This is a genomic window from Bradyrhizobium sp. 190 (genome assembly GCF_023073415.1).
Taxonomy (GTDB): Bacteria; Pseudomonadota; Alphaproteobacteria; order Rhizobiales; family Xanthobacteraceae; genus Bradyrhizobium.
The window spans coordinates 344,722-362,845 of record NZ_JADPJL010000012.1 but is presented as its reverse complement, the minus strand read 5'-3'; the positions used below and the strand labels follow the sequence as shown (position 1 = coordinate 362,845).

Genomic DNA, 18,124 nt, shown 5'->3' with positions numbered 1-18,124 from the left:
GTATGAGTGCCAGTTCTTCGAAGTGATCAGCTACGGCTGCAGCTAACTTGCTTCTGTAGGCAGCCATCGCTTCGGCGCTAGGCACCTCCGCAGCAAGCTGGTCGATCCTTCGTTGCCGGGCTTCGCCGGTCAGTTGGGACGCGGGGAGCCTGAGCGAGGTATTCATGGGTGTCTCCATGTGAAAACGCGATCGTATTGTCGCGTTCGCTTATGGAGGGCCTCGCTAACGCGAGGCCTGACACCCCTAGCGGGACGTCGCCCATCCCGCGCTGTCGCCCGGATCCTCTACGATCCATCTGGTCAATTCACCGGCGAAGGTGTCGGACTCTATCCATTTCTGGAAAGTGTCCGCGTGCTGCAACCAGGCATCGTCCAAATCCGCCCTCCACTTCGCCGCCAACTCAGCGTCCAACGGTTCAAAGTCATAAGTTTTCCCATCCCTTATCTGAATGAAAGCATGACCATCCGCGTTGAGGAGTTCCAGCATCGCTTGTGCACAGCTCCGCGATAGGTCCCCTAACTCCTTGAACTCGAATTGAAGCCCGACACGATCAGCCCATATCAGGTTTTTTACGCAAGCGAGCTGTCGAACACTCATCGAGCGTATACCGCGTTCGGCCAGTAGCCCTCTGCCGAAATCCGGGTTATATGCGAACCTCAGCTTCATCGCGCGTGCAAAAGCGGCCCTGAGATTCTCGAAGAGAGTTACCTTATCCGCCGCGTCGACAAGGCGCGGCCAGCCATACATGGAGATGTCGAGAGTCTCATCCTTGACCGTGAATGTCAGCTGGGTCTCGACCTGCCTCCTCTTTTCCGCAGCTACTCGTTTGGCTTCAACATCTGCGGCGAGGCGACCGGCGGTAATTGGCTGGGACCATCCTGTTTGCCTGAAGACATCCGCATAGTGCATTATCGCAACCGGCTCGATATCGTTCGGGATATTCTCCAACCTGGCAATCGAAGCATTCAGCAACGTATCATCCGTTATGCTGGAGAGCCGCTTCACACATTCGTTCAGGATACGCTTTCTCAACGTCTCATCCGAGATCAGGTCGCTGTTGTTCGCGGCCGGGAGGAAGGCTAACGCATAGGCAAAAACGATACAGAACTGGACGGCTTCCCATCGCTCGATATCGGTTTTCAGAGCGCCAAAATGAACGCTGCGGAGACGCTCGCCTTCTGCATTGTCATTGGCGATTCCGCTCTGGACATAAAACCTGTGCGTCTCAAACGCTAGGGCGCTCGCTTTCTTGTATGAGAACGGAGACCCTGATGAAGACGTTTTGAAAAAATGCAAGGCATTGATTCTTTCAACACGCTGGACCTCATTCGCAAGGCGAGACCGAAATTCCGGCTTTGCAAGAATCTTCCGCTGGCGTTTCGAATCACCCGACTCCAACTCTGCCAGATGGTTGTCTACCTCCTTGGAGTGCTCATCCTTGGCCTTCTTGCCATCGAGGTATCCACGCAGCACTTTGACGGCTTTTTCCACGTCCATCCTCTCGGCCTGGGAGAGTTGCCCCAGCACCTTCGTCCGAAAGGATTCAAACAGTTGTCGTCCGCCAGCCATTTCTTCCCCCTACCAAAATGGGCCCTTCTCTCGACTTGCGTCACCGTCGCTGCATATATTGTGTGATATTTGCGGCCCGGGGGCAAAGCCCCCGGGCCCCCTTAAGGGGTCGTTCAACGAATCCTCTCAAAGAATGCGCGGCCCGATTGTAGCGAGCACGACCGAGCCTACAACGGCGATCAATATGATCCCGACGAGAGGATTTTTTTCGACGATTTCTGCGATTATTATCAATGGCACAACCACGACCAAGGCGAGCAACGCCACTGCCGCAGCTGTGCCTGCGATTACTAGGAACATGAGAATTCTCCGCGTGAACTGCATCTGCAGCACGCTTCATGGATTGCGATGAAGAGAGTGATAGGAAACGTCCGCGCTACTGCGCGACGTACCCATGAATTATTCCGGTTGCGCTGACATGCGTCGTTTCCTTCAAGGATGACGCCACATTGCGAACACTACGGTCGCCACAAAAAACGCTCCGCCGGGACAGGAGCGCCTCGTAGGTCGCAATGGGGCTTTGTCCAAACCGCCCGAGTCCCGCGAGCGACCGATGGGCTCGTACTCCATCGATATCCATAGGCTGCGAATTATGGCGGCGCTCCGCAACACATAAAATTGGAGAACGTTTCGCATTACGTTGACCGTGTCTAACGAGCAACGCCCCGGCTGTTGCCGGGGCGTTTTTCTCATGTTCGCTATTGGGACAAAGCCTAAGGCAACAACGAACCCGTGGTACGAGCACGGTGAGAAAGGGAAAATAGATGCAGCAAAGTCACGGTCGTCCGAAAACTCGCACAGACAATAACATGTGTCAAACCAATAGAACTATTCTGGACTGGAGATTGGCAAATGATTCCTGATGGTTGCGCACGAGGGCGCAACTGCTGAAGGCTCTGCGGCGATGTCGTGCCTAGCTACTGTTGCTACCGTGAAACTCCGGCGCATTCAGTCGCAGGGAAGCTGTTTCGGCATGCTTCGGATCAAGTTCGATACCGACACTCGTCCTGCCGGCGCGTCGAGCTGCAACCAGCGTTGAACCAGACCCGCAGAACGGGTCGAGCACAATCCCGTCCAGTGGGCAGAATGCTTCAATAAGCGGTTGCAAGACGCTGATTGGCTTCTGTGTTGGATGCAGACGATTGCCGGTGTACTCCCAGTCGAGGACATCGGAGATGGGTGCCGAAGGGAAATGCGGGTCGCCCTTCGCAAGAAGGTAGGCCTGCTCATGCATGCCCTTCACAAAGCGCACGGAGGAAGCATAGCTCTTCGGAAACACCACGTGTCCGACAAGTCGGAATCCCGCAGCGCGCCAGGCGGCGATAAACTTGTCGGCAGCATTCCAACCATAGAAGCTTACGCATAGCGAGTCCCGCTTGAGCACACGATACACCTCGGAGAACGCAGGCTCCAGCCATTCGTCGCGATCGTCGTTGGCGATGGTTTGGCCCGAGCGCGATTTGTATCGGCACAGGTACGGCGGGTCGGTGAGGATGAAATTCACCGACGCGGTCTGCAGCTTGCGCATGACCTGAACACAGTCGCCGTGAACGACTGTGTTGAGCGCGTTGTTGGTTTGGCTGCTCATGAGCGCACCTCCGGGACAAGGTCGGCTTCCCATTTGATGCTCTTGGAATAGCTGGACGTAAACTGCGCCAGTCCGTCCCAGGTAATGCATGGCAGCTGCCTTGGATATTGCGTCCTCCTCGCTCGTGGCGAACACGAAGGTCTCATGTTCACCCAATTCGAAGAATCTGACGCGGTAGCGCCGCGTAGCGGCGGGGCTCATCGCCCCGCCTCCGCGTCGGCCTTCGGCTCGCGAACGACCAGGCGGCCATTCAGGGGCATGCAGCTGAGCTGGATGTTGAAGCCCTTGCCGTCCTCGTGGCGCCAGGCGCCGCCGATCTTGGTCCAGTAGGCCTTGTCGCCTTCACCTTCGACCACATAGACCGCGTAAGGTTTCTGGCTCTTTTGGTTCGTCTTCATCGGACTATCTCCCGTTTGTTATTCCAGCTGCGCCAATCGCGGCCGGACGGGAGTGAAAAGGGACCAGAGTCATAAGCAGCGGCGCAAGGAGGCTCCGACCGAGGGACCCTCCGGGATACGGTTGGATGCCTTGCGCCGGGGCGCCTCGGTCCTAACTTCCGTCGTTACTGGCCGTGCAATGGGGTTAGCTGCACAAAGGGATGAGACCCGGAGACGAAGCAGGAGCCGAATAAAGCGAGTTTTGCAGTACGGTGGAAGGGGAAGGAAGGCGCTAAACTCTGATGATGCCGGGACGCGCCGTGTACGACGAGGCGTGCACAATCAACTCCATCAGAATCTGCTCGCGGAGTCGTCCCAGGACCTTAAGATCCTTAATGGTCTTTTGCGTAAGGCTGAGGATGAACCTCGAATTGGACGACAGATAATACGGCCCTGTCTCCGTCTGCATCAATAATGGAGAGGTCCACTCCGCCTCGGGCAGCTTCATACCCTTAGACCTGCCATCTTTGGGAACTGCCATTGTGAGGACATAAGGCACCGGCCCGGCACGCTTTTGAGCGTAGTCGCAGGCAGCACCGATCCTTATGAGAAACCAGCCAACGTCCTGGAATTTTTCAGGCTTTATCTTGAAGACATCCGTCAGCAGTTGATTCTTGTTAAGGTCGAAGAAACCGCTGAGACCCTCATCCGTCAGCCATTTTTCCGGTACTTCAACGATGGCACCCCAAGCGTCGGGCGGGATCGTCTCCGCATCGGGTAATGCAACGTGAAGCATACCGTTGATCAAGGCGGACGCAGCATCGTCGGCGTTGGAAAGTTTGGGATCTTCAGCTCGTGTTACAGCCTTTTTCCAAATTTCCTTGGTATCCTTGGACGTGGCTGCGTTCAGGATGCGGTCCGCCAGCAAAGGCACCAAAATATGGTTGAGTGCACTGCGGGGATCGGCATTGACGTTCTTTTTCCCTACTGCCTCGCGCGCCAGCAGGCTCAGCAAATCGTTCAGGGCTGCGGGGTATGTTGCGCTTGACCTTGAAGCGGCCGGGACCAGTGCCTGAAGCTGCGCAAGTGTATCCCCGGCAGCGGCCAAGACGTCAGCTTCCCAAGTGAGAAGCGCCGCCATTTGCGGATTTTGCTCTACAGATTCGAGAACTGCTTTTCGAAGCGCTGAAGCATCCTTTGTGGCTCCGCTCGATGTGTCGATATAGCTCGTCTTCGACAAAGCGAGAACGGCAAGCGGAAAGAGGTGCGGCTTTTCAGGATCAAGGGCCTTGTCCAGATACTCGCGGAGTTCATCCTTGTGCTGGGGATGCTCGGTCCAGATCACTAATACGTACGGCCCCCCCGTTGCGCTGAGGTTGGTCTCCAGAAGGCTCGCTATGCTCGCATAATGGCGAGTTTGATCAGTAGTGGCTGCTCCGTCCACAAGATGCAGGTCCATGAAGAGCACGCGGACCCCGCTGAACACGCTGGCATCCAAATCCTTTTTGGGATCGTAGTGGACACCAATGCAAGGAGAACCAAGGGTCTGAAAGACGTCGACAATAGCCTTGAGATGCTCTGCCTTATCGTCAACCACCACAAAACGCGGTGCTGCAAAGATCATTTTTTCCTCGGACTATCAAAGATGAGAGCAAGTATTGCGCCGTCAAATTCCTCAGGCAGATCGACACTGTCCCGGTCAGGAAACAGCAATCGGCCGCCATTGATCTCCATAACCATGTTCGAATAATAGAGACCCACGCCCATACCGTCCGGTCGGCGACTGAAGAATGGCCGAACAAGGCGCTCCGGGTCGTCCTGAAAGCCAGGGCCGGTGTCAGCGATGACAATTGCAGGTGAGCCGGGAGCGAGGTCGGTGTCTATGCCAATGTAGATGGCCCTCTTTGAGGGCTTTTGCGTTTCTTCCGGCCACCGTGCCTTGAGCCAGAAGATGGCATTGTCGATGATATTCGTCATCGCACCGAGAACCAAGCTGTATGCAAAATTCGCTGATAATTCAGGTGCACCCGGTTCAAGAGCGGGACACACCAGGCGAACATTATGGATCCTGAACCTCGGCGACGCCAAGTCTCGTGCGCGCTTGATAAGATGATTTAGCGCGTGGGTCTGCCGGTCGCCCTTTCTGAGTAGCTCGGTAAAGCCGTCAAGGATGCGCACAAGCTCTCGCGCCTGTGTCTGGATGCTATCGCGGTTGCCGCCGGATTCTATTGCATTAAAAAGGACACGGACGCCTTGCTCGATCTCATGGAAAACGACCGCCAGTCCCATGCCGGAAAGTCCGGCGCGCAGCATAGTATCGCGCATCTCGGCGTAGTCACGCTCAACCTTGTCGATAAGCGGCTCCAGTTCGTTAGATAGCTTGTGACGACGAACAGCAACACGAAGCTCTTCCAGCGGTTTTTGTATTCTCTCGACCTCAGGGTCATAGCCCTTCGTGGTAAGCTGACGAATACTGTCCTTGTCTATCTTTCGCTCTGTCTCGGCTAGACCAAGCGCACCAAGCACCACTCTCTTGAACCTCTCGTAGGCATCGGTCTCAATAAACCCTTCGCGGTTTGTCTTCTCCTTGAGGAGAACGCTATCCTCCAGGGAAAGGTCGAGCGCACCAACAATGATGTTGCGGCTAATATTCCGGGTGGGCGCATTTACGCGCCGTAAGTCAAGCCCAAGCCAGTCATCACCGGGCTCGCCATAATTATAAACCCGTATGCCATCGCGATAGACGCGAATGCCGCCGTTTTCGTCGAGATAGTTCTGGATTAACTGACTGTCACCCAGCTTGTTCAACACTGCACGATCGCGGTCGAAGATGTAAAATTGGCCTTTGACTGGTCCTATGCCTTTCAAAAAGGCCTGGTCGGCTGTAACGCGTCCTTTTCCCTTGCGGACAAGCCCGGCAGTATCCTCCCGTACGTCGGACAGTAGAAGCGTTTCGGAACGCTTCTTGATTGTCCGTGCGGGCAATTTGATAGCGGCTATTCCTCGGAACTCGTACGTCCAGTTCAACTTGCCATCAGCGCTGATGCTGAACGTAAATTTCCATGGAGCGCGACCAAGCAGGGTTTCGACGTCCGGTACGCTTTTAATCCAGTCGGGATGATCTGGAACATGGAGGGAAGCCTCAAAGCGATCTGAGCGCTCTTCGAAGGGAGACGAAATTGACGTGATTTGTCGAAAGAGTCTTCTGACGTCGCCTCTTGACCAGTCATTTTCGCGAAGTTTACTGATGATGATGCGCGTTCCGGTATTCCTGCCTTTAAAAACGGTCGGTGTCCTTGTCCGGATCGTCACCTTGGCATCCGAGAGAAAACCCTTCTCGATGAGTGATGACCAGTCAATCTTCACGACGCATTCGTCGCTGTTTTTCGCCCGAGTTATCAGCTCAATGTGGTCACCCAGCTTGTGAACAGCGAAGCGTCCGACTCCTTTTTCGCCGAGCGGCAGTCGGTTGAGGCGTGTTCGCTTCTTCGCAAGGCGTTGCAACTCCCTGTGGTCATGAGCTGGTACCAGCCAGATATTCTTTATGGTGTCGATCGTCATTCCCTCGCCGTCGTCCTCGACGGTTATCGAAGCGTCATTCGTTCCGAGATCCTCAATGGTAACGGTAACCTGCTCGGCATCGGCGTCGTAGGCGTTCTTGACCAGCTCAAACACCGCAAGTCTTGGCGAACCGATTAGCTGGTCGCCGAGCAATTGAAGTAGCCGGGCACGAGGCCGAAAGGGCAGACTGACGTTTACAAGGTCGCTCATCGCACCAATATTCTCTTGGCGCCATTCGGGACTGGCCAGGCGGGAATTTCACACATCCGCTGATTGTTGCAGGTCATTTCTGCAGTGTCTAGGTGGCTATGGGGTGCCCGTGGCTGCAACGCACTTCTTACTAGGGCTCGTGTGCTGGCAATGCACATCATGGTGCACCTCCTGTCAGAAGATTCTGGGAGGAAGTGTTGGCATATAACACTTCAATATCTGCTGATTTGACCCGGAATTGACTCCGACGTTTGACCGTCGGCTTACTGCTCCCCGCGCCTTCAAGCTTAATACCAGGGTCATAAATCACTGCACGTTCGGCCATCGCTTTCAGAAAGCGCAGAAAATCGGTGTCTTCCGCCAGTCTGACGATGCCGCCGTAGCTATACTCCTGCGCGGGATCCTTGCGCGCCTTGTAAGGCACATACGCAGCCTTCGCGTGCTTTCTGTTCCAGTGTTCGATCAGGCCCGCGAAATGCCAGGTCGCGGCTTCATTTCCACGATCGTCGGCGAGGGTGAACCCGCCCTTCGGATCGGTGATGCTATTCCGTTCAACGTCATAACCGATAAACTGAAGCGTCAGGCCCGTCTTCTCGTTGCGCATGCCGTAACGGTGAGGGCTGGAAAAGTTGAGGCGGTCGATAATACCAGACTGGTCCGCATAACCGTACCGACGCACGAAGGCTTCCGCGCCTTGCTGTTTGTACAGGCCTCCGGTCGGCTCTGGCGTCATCAGGGTCAGGTTGCCCGAGCCAAGACGAACGAAATCCGTCACGGAGTGGCCCTTGATTTCCCAGCCTTCGAAATCGGGCTCTGCCTTGCCGTTAGGGATGACCCCAAGATGCGCCTCAAGTGTATAGCCGCCGCAGTTAGAGCCGTTGCAGGGACAGAATGAGCCCGCTGCATCGAGGCGTTGGGACGCAATCCATCCCATCTGGTGAATGGAGAGTAATCGCTGGATGAGACGTTCACGTGATGTGTCAGCGGTGCCGATGGGGATGTGCCGGAAAACGCCGGTCTGCTTGAGCTCGCCGAGGTGCCTGACTTGATCCGCCAGAGGGCTGTCTGGCGCAGTGACCCAGCCGACAATGCGGCGATCCGACGTTATGCCGAGGAACAGCATGCGTCCGGCCTGGCGTACTGTCATCAGCTCGTTCGGGCCGCCCTGCGCACCTTTCAGAAATCCCGACATGCGAATTTCCGGATACTGGGGATAGAGAATAATCTGCGTGTTAGGGGCGGGCGTAAGCGAGCCGTCAGGCCGCAACCAGTGCAAAGGCAGCGGCGCCTTTAGGCCTGTCTTTCCCGAAGGGGTGGTTTCTTCCCTGACTTCGCCCATAGGAAGCAAGTTGAGAATTTCGAGGTTGCCCCCGAGATAGGGCTGGTTCTTGGAATTGTCGTTCGCAGCAAGCTCCTTAAACAAGAGCTGAGTGACGCCATGCTGCGCCAGCGCCTCGCGGAGTTGCTTAAGTGAAAACATCAGGCGGTGCCCCGGATCTCAAGATGGGGTTTCCGGGAGCGAAGCCAGCCTGCGCAATCCCTGATCACGTCAGTCTGCGGTCGCCTGTAACGGCCTTTGAGCGCACATTCCCACACGACTGCATAGCGCCAGCCCTTCTCGGCCACAGCGGCCTCATTGCGCGCATCGACAACTTGATTGCGTGAGATTTTCTGCTTCCAGAAATCAATGCGGCTCGAAGGCCATTTGAAAAGGTGGCAATCGTGACCGTGCCAGAAACATCCGTGAACGAAAATAACCGCTCCGTAGCGGGGAAAGACAAGGTCGGGCTTGCCGGGTAGGCTGGCTGCGTGAAGACGATAGCGGAATCCGATTCCATGCAGGCCACGTCGAATGATCAGTTCGGGCCTGGTGTTGGTGCTGCGAATGCCGGACATCATCCGGCTTCGCACTTCGGGCGTGACGACGTCAGCCATACATCAATGCAGCCGGTTTTTCAGGACGAGTGACCTTACGAACCGGCTCTTTCTTCGAGGTACGCTTCTGCAGCGCTGCCTCGATATGAGGTTTCATGGCTTTAGCGATAAATTCGACCACCGGCACAACGACAGCGTTGCCGAACTGCTTGTAGGCCTGGGTGTCCGACACGCAAATCTTGAACTGACGCTTGCTGGTCTCGAAGCCCATCAGGCGGGCGCACTCTTTGGGAGTCAGGCGACGCGGCCGATTGCCGTTTTGTGCAATCAGGATTTCCGAGCCATCTTTGTAATATCTGGCTGACAAGGTGCGGGTCACGTCGTCCGGCCCAAAGAGACTGAAGCCGAAACCATTGCCTGCAGCTGTGTGCTTTGCCTTGTAATCCTGAAGATATTTCCAGAGATGGGCGGTGAGAGTGTACTTGGGGTCGACCTCATCGGGGTGTTGCAAAATGGTTCCCAGTTTCGGACCCCGGCCCGCCAGCGGAACCTTCAGTGCATTGAGATCAAAGTCAGTCTTCTCCCGGAAACCGACAATGAAAATTCGTTCCCGCTTCTGCGGGACCCAAGACTGCGAACCGATGACGCGGTACTGAACGTGGTAGCCCAGCTCGTTCTCCAGCACGTTTATAATGGTAGCGAAGGTGCGCCCCTTGTCATGCCGCTCCAGGTTCTTGACGTTCTCAAGTACGAAGGCTGCTGGCCGGTGGTGCGCAATGATTTGCGCAGTGTCGAAGAAGAGCGTTCCCTGCGTATCGCAAAGAAACCCGTGCGGGCGTCCCAGCGCATTCTTCTTGGAAACACCCGCGATCGAAAACGGCTGGCAGGGAAAACCCGCCACCAAGAGATCGTGCTCCGGAATGCGTTCGGGATGCTCCGAGTAGGGGCGGATGTCGCCAGCAATCGGGTGATTGTCCGGGAAATTAAGGGCGTATGTCTCCTGGCATTTCTTGTCCCATTCGGACGTGAAGACACAACGCCCGCCAATAGACTCAAATCCCATGCGAAGTCCGCCGATTCCGGCGAACAAGTCGATAAAGCGAAAATTGTTGGCGGCAGATGTCAGCGGCATCAACCGGGGCTCCGCCAGCTCCCGAAGCTTATCCAAAGCCAACTTGGTGGGCTTTGTTTCACCGCGTTCGTATCGATAGCCAGTGCGGAGATCTACCTTAACAGCGTCAGCGGCTTCGGGCAGGGTGAGTCCAGCCAGCTCTCGCAGCCGCTTAAACTCCGTCAACTTTTTTGTTCGTTTTAGTGCCATGAAAGCCCCGAATCAGTTTTGTGTCATTTTTTGACAGACTGACGTCAATTGTCCGTTTCGACAATAGGGGCTGCCCACACACTATCCAGTCTTGAGACCCCCCGTGGCAAATTTCGCACAGCTTGGGTGGACCACAAAAGGAGTGAGTCGCGGCGACCTGCGTTTAGCACCGCCAGCAGGGCTCTGGCGAACGCGGCAAAGCAAGCTCGGAGTCCCGCGACCGGTTAGCAAGGCACTCGGCGCGCGCATTAGTGATAGCGATGCCGGAGGCAAATGCGGGACCGAGCGCCTCCGGCAAGTGACGCGTGTTCGCGGGATCCTCCGAAAGCCGAAGTTTCTGCTGAAATACTGATACGAAGAAAGAACAGAGCTTCAAGTTATGGGGCGACTAGACACGCTTTTAAAATTCTCTGGAACAGAGTCGTCTACTGTCAGCACCATGAAGGGTTCGACAATCCGTTCGAGTTCTGCACGGACTTCCACCGGGGCATCCCCGACCTGAAAACTGAGCGGGCCCGCTTCATCAGCAAACTGAACGCCTCCGACAGCGCACTAGAAGCAAATCACTCAACGAATATTTCTGTCTTCAATTGAGCTACAAGGTGGGCTTCCCATCCGTTGACCATCTCCCCTGATCTAAGGAATGCTTCGCCCACCGAGATCAAATATTTCTCCTCATTCGTTTTAAATACGGGTTTTGGACGCCATTGTAAAATCTGGCCGGAGGTCGATCGAGCTAATTCCAAAATCAAATCAAGACGGCACGATCGTCCATTGCGCTTTTGTAGATCGTGCTCATTCTCGCTTTGAACAATCGTATATCCGATCGGCTTGAATTCAGTCGCCTTCAAAGCTGCGAACAGATTTACCCACGCGGCGGGTTCGCGATTAGCGTAACTAAAGATGAGCCTACCTGACGGCTTCAGCACACGATGAAATTCTTTAAAGACCCTTGTAAGCACGCCTCGGTAGCGAGCGTGCTTCGCCAAATCTTTCACATGTGGAATTACAACAGCCTCTCCTTTACCTCTTTCTTTGCTCAGCCGAGCCCAAGCTCGGAAAGGCAGAGACAGCTCATGATATTGAACATCATCGTAATAGGGCGGGTCGGTCAGTATCAGATCTACCGTTGCGTCAGGTAACAGCATTCTTTCGGAACTACCGACGACAATCGTCGCATCCCTACTGGGACTCTTACGGAACCTCGATTGGCTGGACTGAAGAATTTTCACGCCGCGCTTAGTAAAGTCATTTTGCTCAAGCCAGGCAGCAGCTCTCTCAAACAACATCAGCCTTCGAAAAACTGTTCCGCGTCCGGCAGCACCAGCGCCGATAACGTTTGGTTCAGCCACCAAAGTCGAGAAATTGAATCGATGAGATGACATACTCTCAAAACTCTTGAGATAAAATCGATCCCATCGAGATAAGAGGCCTGCCATCTCGGTGCTACCGAGGATCGCCATCTCCACTGCTTCCCTGACCCTTGGATTCTTGAAAGCTCGACTAATGCGCAAGAGATATTCAAGAACGTGACGCTGGCGGTTTGGATATATATCCTCCCAAAGGCGAAACCCGTGCCTGGTCAAAACCCTCGTTTCCTGTGATTCAGGGATTCGCCCTAGAGTGCGACTCGGCCTCCACGTTTTCGAAGAGGCCTGCGAGAGCTCTGCGGAAGTTGGTAGACCTATTTCACGACGTTTACCGTTGGTGCGCTCGACAAGCGCTACATCCCATCGCCAAGATTTGAGAGAAGCGCGCTCAGAGAGCGACTCCTCGTGCTTGCATGAGGGGCAAGTCACTATTCGGTCCTTGAGATAGGTCGTGCGGGGATTAACGATCTCACGGCAGCTGGGGCATTCTGTTTTTCGCGAACGGCTGCCGAAAAATAGATGGCCTCTGGAGCAGGCAAGAACCGCCTTTCCAGTCTTCAACTCCTTGCGCTTAGTCAACGAAACCAAAGCATGCGGAAACAGTCGGTGTTCTAATCCGCATTTAGAGCAAGGCGACACCGCGACTCTTAGGGTTTGGCTAATCTTGGCATGCTCACCATCGGCAAACTTGGTCCCATAAGCTTTGGCGGAAATCGTCTCAGATAACTCTACAAGCTGAAGCCGAGCATCACGCAATAGCTTGGCGGTCGGAAGACTGAGCATTGCGGCTAGCCCTTTAGCAACCCAAGGATTGAGATCCTGAGCGTATACCCTGAGTCCTTGCTTTAAAGCCGCAAGAGGAATTACTCCGCCACCTGCGAAAGGGTCTGCCACGAGCATATTTTCGGGTAAGAGCTCAAGCTCTTTTCTCGCGGCATCCAACAAAGCGCCATTAACTGAAAGAGTGCGACGTGCCCACCAGCGATAAACGCTCACTGGGGGTAAATGCACCTCGCGATTGCGCGTCTCCTTCGCAACCTCCTCACTAAGTTTCTTCTGGTCGAGATGCCTGAGCACACTTTTTATCGTCAATTTCGGCTCGGTAACTACCGAAATTGAGCGCTGCGACTGGATATGCAACGACGTGTGGGTCACATGCCACCCCGGATGTGCCGGAAAAGCTCGGCGAGATCGGCGTCGTTCTCAATTACACGCCCGTAATCTTCTTCGTCGGGGAGCGCTATGGTGGCAATGTCATTATCTTCAAGTATCGCCCCAAGCCGTTCAGCTTTTTCACGGATTCTAGCATCGACGGATTGGTCGATGGTATCCTCGGTCACTAGGAATGTAATTCGAGTATCTTCGCCTGGCGGCATTCCCAACCGGTGAATACGATCAACGCTTTGTAGGTACTGGCCTGCATTAAATGTTCTATCCAAATAAATCGCATCATGACAGTGGAGGTGCAAGCTTACGCCTTCGCTCGTTGCTGCGGGATTCGCCAGCAGAACCAAACAATCGGCAGAATTTCGGAATTTTGAGAGCTCGTCTTCACGCTTTCTAGCTGCGTTCGGCTGCGATATCTCTGACGGTATTCCGCCGTGGATCACCGCAGGATTGTAACGGGCAAGAGCCGTTTCGAGAGCCGTAATATTTCGTACGAAATTGGTCCAGATGAGAGTTTTGCGTCCAAGATCGGCGTTTGCACGAACAAGCTTGAATAGCTCAATAAACTTCCGGGGGGTCTCGAAACTAGAATATCTCGCAAGCAGATCAGCCAATCCAGAGGCGGGAGGGATAACGATTGGTGGGAGCCGAAAACCCACAAGATCGTACTCTGACCCACCTACATTCAATAGCTGCGGATTGGTTGCCGCCTCAAGAAGGTACATGACGACTTCACCCATGCGAGCAAAATCAGTGCGCTCGCGCCTAGTAACGGAGAACTGCCCAGCATACTGATTTCTGAGCGCCTCATAGATTTCTCGTTGAAGCCCCTCCAGCGGAACGAGCAAGACGCTGTGCTGAGGAGCCGTGAGTCGTAAATCAGATTTTGTTGTACGAACGAAAAACGGGCGTACGGCTGTCGCAACAGCGCCGGTAACTTCCGGTGTAGGTGCCGCCCGGAATACTTGTTCCGGCAGAATACGTCTTGCTTGCCCCGGCCATGCAAAATCCAAAAGGGCCTCCAGATCGCGGATGCTTTGGGGTGCTGGCGTTCCAGTAAGCACGTCTCGACGGCTAGCAAGATAGGCCAAGTTCAACGTTGACTTGCCCCACTCGCCTGCCCGCCCCCGCTTCATTCTGTGGGCCTCATCGAGAATGACATGGCACGGGCGATCAGAAGCCCAACGAGCAACGTCTTCGTAAGCTGACGACAGTCTCTGGTAGTTTACCAAGCAAACCTCTGCGTCGGCAGGAATTGAACTTCCGTCATAACGATGCACAACAGGGGCCTCGCTGAAGCAGTCCTGTGCCTCGGACATCCACGCATCATAGGCAGATAAGGGAGCAACGACGAGTAACCTAGTTACTTTGGCTGATAGGCGTTCGGCCTCGTACAGCGCGTATGCAACCGTTGTCTTCCCAGCGCCGGGGACTGAAAAATTGGCACCGTGCGGTAGCGCCAAGAGCTTTCCAAGGTCTCTAACTTGAAAATCTCGCAACGCACGCGTGAAGCGCCCACCGGCCAATCGCCCACGCACGGCTTCAGGTGAAAGCGGGTTAGCGCGCGAAGCTTGATCAAGAGCCGCTCGTTCAGCCTGGATGGCTCGAACAAGGTTCCTTGCCCCGTCATCCCAACCGAGCGAAACACCAAACCTTCGACAGGAACTAGGTAGCCATTCCAATTTTGATAGAAAACGCTCCACGGGGACGGATATTTGCGCCGCCGGATCCGCGCCACCTATTCCCCATTCAGCTAGTAGTCTTGTCCAGAAAACGTCCGGGACATCTGGACCGCGTGTAACCACTACCTGAGTAGCAGCGCTATTGCTGGCAATTGATACCAATGGGAAAGCTGAGGTTGTTGTCACTCGCGACCAATCAAGTTTTGGAGTGCTTCATGGGCGGCCGAGTGTTCAGCTACAGCAGCTAGGAACTTATCAGCATCGAACTGCGGATTGTCGCGAGCCTGCTGGTAAGCTTCGATGGCATTTCGTATTTGCTTGCTGGCCTTTCGGACAAACGATCGTGGCCGATCAACCAAGTTGCCTTGCTGCCTGTTGAGACGAGCATCTTCGGCAGCAGCTTCAACTGCTTGCTTCAATTCCTCGACGAAGCTGGCTCTGTTGATTTCAATCGTTGCATCTGCGGTTCCAGGTACAAGCACCACATCGCGACCGACCGACTCTGCCAGCAGGGTCAGTAAGGTTTCAGCAGTTTGCGTCCCGGCGGATGTCTCAGCCTGATCGCCTTGCAACACGTCCAAGCCCGTTAAATTTTGCGTGTTCCTCGGTGGAAGAGGCCGAACGATATTTTCCACGTTGCCTTGAAAGAGGGACTGCTCCTCCAAAGCAGGGATCAGGTACTCTTCCAAAAAATCTTCGTCAATTTCTCGAAGGTCACGATAACCAGCGCCAGACAATAAGCCCGCCAGACGCATATCGCGAATTTGGCGAGCTCCCTCTGGGTCTTGATGCTTGATAGCTTCGCACTCCTCATCGAGCTCGTTGATGGCCTGGCGAGCCGCGTCGAAATTCACGAGACGCAAACGATTTCCGCTGAGCGCCTGAAGCTCTCGCACCAGCGCTAGCATTCTAAGTCGGGCTTGAACTCCTTCTTCAGCTCGCCGGGTCGCCGCGCCGTCCGACCGCGATACCCAATTCATCTCAATTGCGATTTCGAGGGAATTGTATCTGTACTTGGTCACCAACTCTTCGATGAAGAGGAGTTCATTCGTGAACGTATATTCGCGACGAAAGTCGCGCACCATTTGGAGGTTCAATTCCAAACGGTCAATGTCCTCGTCACTCGCATCTGAAGGCAAGACGGCTACGCGAATATGCCCAGCATTTATGTCTCGAAGCGCTACGCATCGGGTGTTTGCATTGACCAGCAGACCCGCATGCGTAACTACGCCAGGGTCTGTTTGTCCAACGTCCCTGAGATTGGCCTTCAAATCATCAAACTTGTCAGTGAGTCGCAAAATCTCGGTGATGACTTCTTGGGCCCTAGGTTCAAACGGTGCGCTCTTGACGAGGTCGGCGTCCAGGCTGGACTCAAGTTGCGCTCGAATTCGGTGGCTTCGAGGATTCAACACTACTCCATCAACGGGGATATTTACGACGGTCGCTTTGACATTAGATCCGCGCCATGGAAGCTGAATCCGTTCAGCATCGGGGTTCTGCTCCGCACTCGCCAGCGCAGAAGCTATAGCCTGCGTCCTGACAGATTCATTGTTTGAAACCATTGTTCCCCCCGCAATCATCAAATTATCCCGCGATTCAATCACAGGTTTATCCAAGATAACAGATTTTTCGAGTTTATCCCCGTAGTTGCCCTGCCAAGCAGTTCAAAGGCGAACCGCTCCCGGTTCGTAAGAAAGAGCGGGCCCCTCGGCCCTTCAAGAAAAGGTGAGCCTCCATCAGCGATTTCGGCAAGCCTTATGTTGAATCAGACGAAATCCTGCGCTTCGGGATCAACCGGCGCCTGGTACACCTCACTTAACTGCTTGCGAGGAGTAGGTTTGGCCCGACGCACATTGATGGCGGAAGCATCGAGCCTGTTCTTGATGTGCGCCGCATAGAACTTCTCGATCATTTCCACCGAGGTCCGGCAGTTCTTCGCAATCTGATAAATATCAGCACCTTCCATCAAGCGCATGCAGATGTAGGTATGCCGCAGGCTGTAGGCCGTCCGCCGGTTGCCATCGCGATCAAGTTTCAATTCCCCTCGATCAAGAAGCGCATTGAACATCTTGATGTGGTTGCCCGGAAACACATGCTCGGTCGGCTGCGGTAACTGGGGCGGCACTGTTGACGGTGGCATCTTCGCCCTCTGCCTCGCCCTGCCCTGCTTGGTGTACTTGGGACGGGCCAACAGTCGCTCATATGGCCTTACCGCGCTCGGCATGCTCTTGCAGTAGCCGACGCCCCGCTTGCCGCGCACCTCGATCTCTAGGATGCGGTCGCCGCTGTGCTCATCCACGACAATGGTCACATCACGGTGCTGGAGGTTCTTGGCCTCATCCGGCCGCAACCCCGTATTTGCCAGGAACAGGACGTAATCATGCAGCTGCTCGGCACTCCAACGGTGATGAATCTCGCTGGCTTTCGCGTGCGCCCGCGTGGTTTCATAGAGCTTCTTGTATTCCTCGGGACTGAACCACGGCCTGTGCACCACCTTGCCCGAGGTCTTATACGGTGGTGAGAAGTCCGGCAGGTGCGCGAGCCATTCGTGCCGAATGGCAGTCTTCATCACCTGCCGCAGGGTCACAATTTCATCGTGGATGGTGCTGCGCGCGGGCGCCTTGCCCGTCGTTGACGTGGCAATCCGGTGCACACGATATTCCTGCACCCTGCCCGGCGTGATGGTCGATAAGCCCATGTTGCCGAAGAACGGCAACAGGTGGAGGCGCAGCCTGATCTCGTAACCCTCCACCCAGCGCTTGCTGCGGTGGCCCTCGGTGATGACCTCGTATTCTTTCAGGAACTGGTCGGCGGCCTGGCGGAAGGTCTTCTCATTCACGAGCAGCCCAGCCCGCGCCTTCCCGCGAAGACCGATAAACCAATCTTCCGCAAATTGCTTGGCGAGGGAGAGTTCCTCCTCCCCGGTGGTGCAGCGGTGTTGGCGGCCGTCGATGGAGGCCGAACAGTGCCAATATCGGCCGTTTCGCCGGTATACCTGGATCAAACCACCTAGAAGCTCGTGCCTGGCCATCATCATGCACCTCCACGTGCATTTTAGCGCAGGGAACCAAAAAGTCGAATTTTGTGCTAGCCGTGTGCTAGGCCATTTACGCAAAATTAAAGGGTTAGGCTTTCGCCTAACCCTTTGTATTACATCGTAAATTTGGTTGCGGGGATAGGATTTGAACCTATGACCTTCAGGTTATGAGCCTGACGAGCTACCGGGCTGCTCCACCCCGCGTTAAACCGTTGCACCGCCTTCGAAAAAACCGGACCGGAAGTGAACCGGCCAACGCGTGTTCGGCGCCGCTCGATCCCGTCCGGAGGCTTCCTGAGAAGGCAACCCGGGCAAAGCCATCGGGTGCGAGGGGTATGTATCAACGTCGCCCTGCTTTGGAAAGGG

At 55.0% G+C, this 18,124-nt stretch carries 13 protein-coding genes and 1 tRNA gene; all 14 read right to left on the bottom strand.

All coding sequences use genetic code 11. The features are described from left to right. Positions 1-244: 244 nt before the first annotated feature. The 14 genes from IVB22_RS10785 to IVB22_RS10720 all read right to left on the bottom strand — a co-directional run bounded on the left by IVB22_RS10785 (position 245) and on the right by IVB22_RS10720 (position 17,962). Positions 245-1,570: a hypothetical protein gene (locus IVB22_RS10785; protein WP_247517303.1), complete on the bottom strand. Its 1,326-nt coding sequence runs from the start codon at positions 1,568-1,570 to the stop codon at positions 245-247. A gap of 126 nt (positions 1,571-1,696) precedes the next feature. Beyond that, positions 1,697-1,870, bottom strand: a complete 174-nt coding sequence (locus IVB22_RS10780) for a hypothetical protein (protein WP_247517302.1) — start codon at positions 1,868-1,870, stop codon at positions 1,697-1,699. Between the two features lie 613 nt (positions 1,871-2,483). Beyond that, positions 2,484-3,158: a DNA methyltransferase gene (locus IVB22_RS10775; protein ID WP_256467398.1), complete on the bottom strand. Its 675-nt coding sequence runs from the start codon at positions 3,156-3,158 to the stop codon at positions 2,484-2,486. A 197-nt stretch (positions 3,159-3,355) separates the two neighbouring features. Then, on the bottom strand, positions 3,356-3,556 hold the full coding sequence (locus IVB22_RS10770) for a hypothetical protein (protein ID WP_247517301.1): 201 nt from the start codon (positions 3,554-3,556) through the stop codon (positions 3,356-3,358). Positions 3,557-3,827: 271 nt separating this feature from the next. Then, positions 3,828-5,159 carry a hypothetical protein gene (locus tag IVB22_RS10765; protein ID WP_247517300.1) on the bottom strand — a complete coding sequence of 444 codons (1,332 nt, stop codon included), beginning with the start codon at positions 5,157-5,159 and terminating at the stop codon, positions 3,828-3,830. Next, positions 5,156-7,306 (bottom strand): ATP-binding protein, encoded by a 2,151-nt coding sequence (locus IVB22_RS10760; protein WP_247517299.1) that lies wholly within the window; start codon positions 7,304-7,306, stop codon positions 5,156-5,158. Before IVB22_RS10760 ends, IVB22_RS10765 begins: the two co-directional genes overlap by 4 nt. Positions 7,307-7,463: 157 nt before the next feature. Further along, entirely contained in the window at positions 7,464-8,786 is a 1,323-nt protein-coding gene (locus IVB22_RS10755; protein WP_247517298.1) for an MvaI/BcnI family restriction endonuclease, read from the bottom strand. Beyond that, positions 8,786-9,241, bottom strand: a complete 456-nt coding sequence (locus IVB22_RS10750) for a very short patch repair endonuclease (protein WP_247517297.1) — start codon at positions 9,239-9,241, stop codon at positions 8,786-8,788. Before IVB22_RS10750 ends, IVB22_RS10755 begins: the two co-directional genes overlap by 1 nt. Next, positions 9,234-10,502 carry a DNA (cytosine-5-)-methyltransferase gene (dcm, locus tag IVB22_RS10745; RefSeq protein WP_247517296.1) on the bottom strand — a complete coding sequence of 423 codons (1,269 nt, stop codon included), beginning with the start codon at positions 10,500-10,502 and terminating at the stop codon, positions 9,234-9,236. Before dcm ends, IVB22_RS10750 begins: the two co-directional genes overlap by 8 nt. Before the next feature lie 563 nt (positions 10,503-11,065). After that, positions 11,066-13,027 (bottom strand): hypothetical protein, encoded by a 1,962-nt coding sequence (locus tag IVB22_RS10740; protein WP_247517295.1) that lies wholly within the window; start codon positions 13,025-13,027, stop codon positions 11,066-11,068. Further along, positions 13,024-14,577 (bottom strand): DEAD/DEAH box helicase, encoded by a 1,554-nt coding sequence (locus IVB22_RS10735; protein WP_247517855.1) that lies wholly within the window; start codon positions 14,575-14,577, stop codon positions 13,024-13,026. Before IVB22_RS10735 ends, IVB22_RS10740 begins: the two co-directional genes overlap by 4 nt. 326 nt (positions 14,578-14,903) lie before the next feature. Then, the gene (locus IVB22_RS10730; RefSeq protein ID WP_247517294.1) at positions 14,904-16,325 is read right to left on the bottom strand and encodes a hypothetical protein; all 1,422 of its coding nucleotides are present in this window, start codon (positions 16,323-16,325) and stop codon (positions 14,904-14,906) included. Between the two features lie 161 nt (positions 16,326-16,486). Beyond that, positions 16,487-17,755: a site-specific integrase gene (locus tag IVB22_RS10725; protein ID WP_247517293.1), complete on the bottom strand. Its 1,269-nt coding sequence runs from the start codon at positions 17,753-17,755 to the stop codon at positions 16,487-16,489. 130 nt (positions 17,756-17,885) lie between these two features. Continuing rightward, positions 17,886-17,962, bottom strand: a tRNA-Met gene (locus IVB22_RS10720). Positions 17,963-18,124 lie beyond the last annotated feature (162 nt).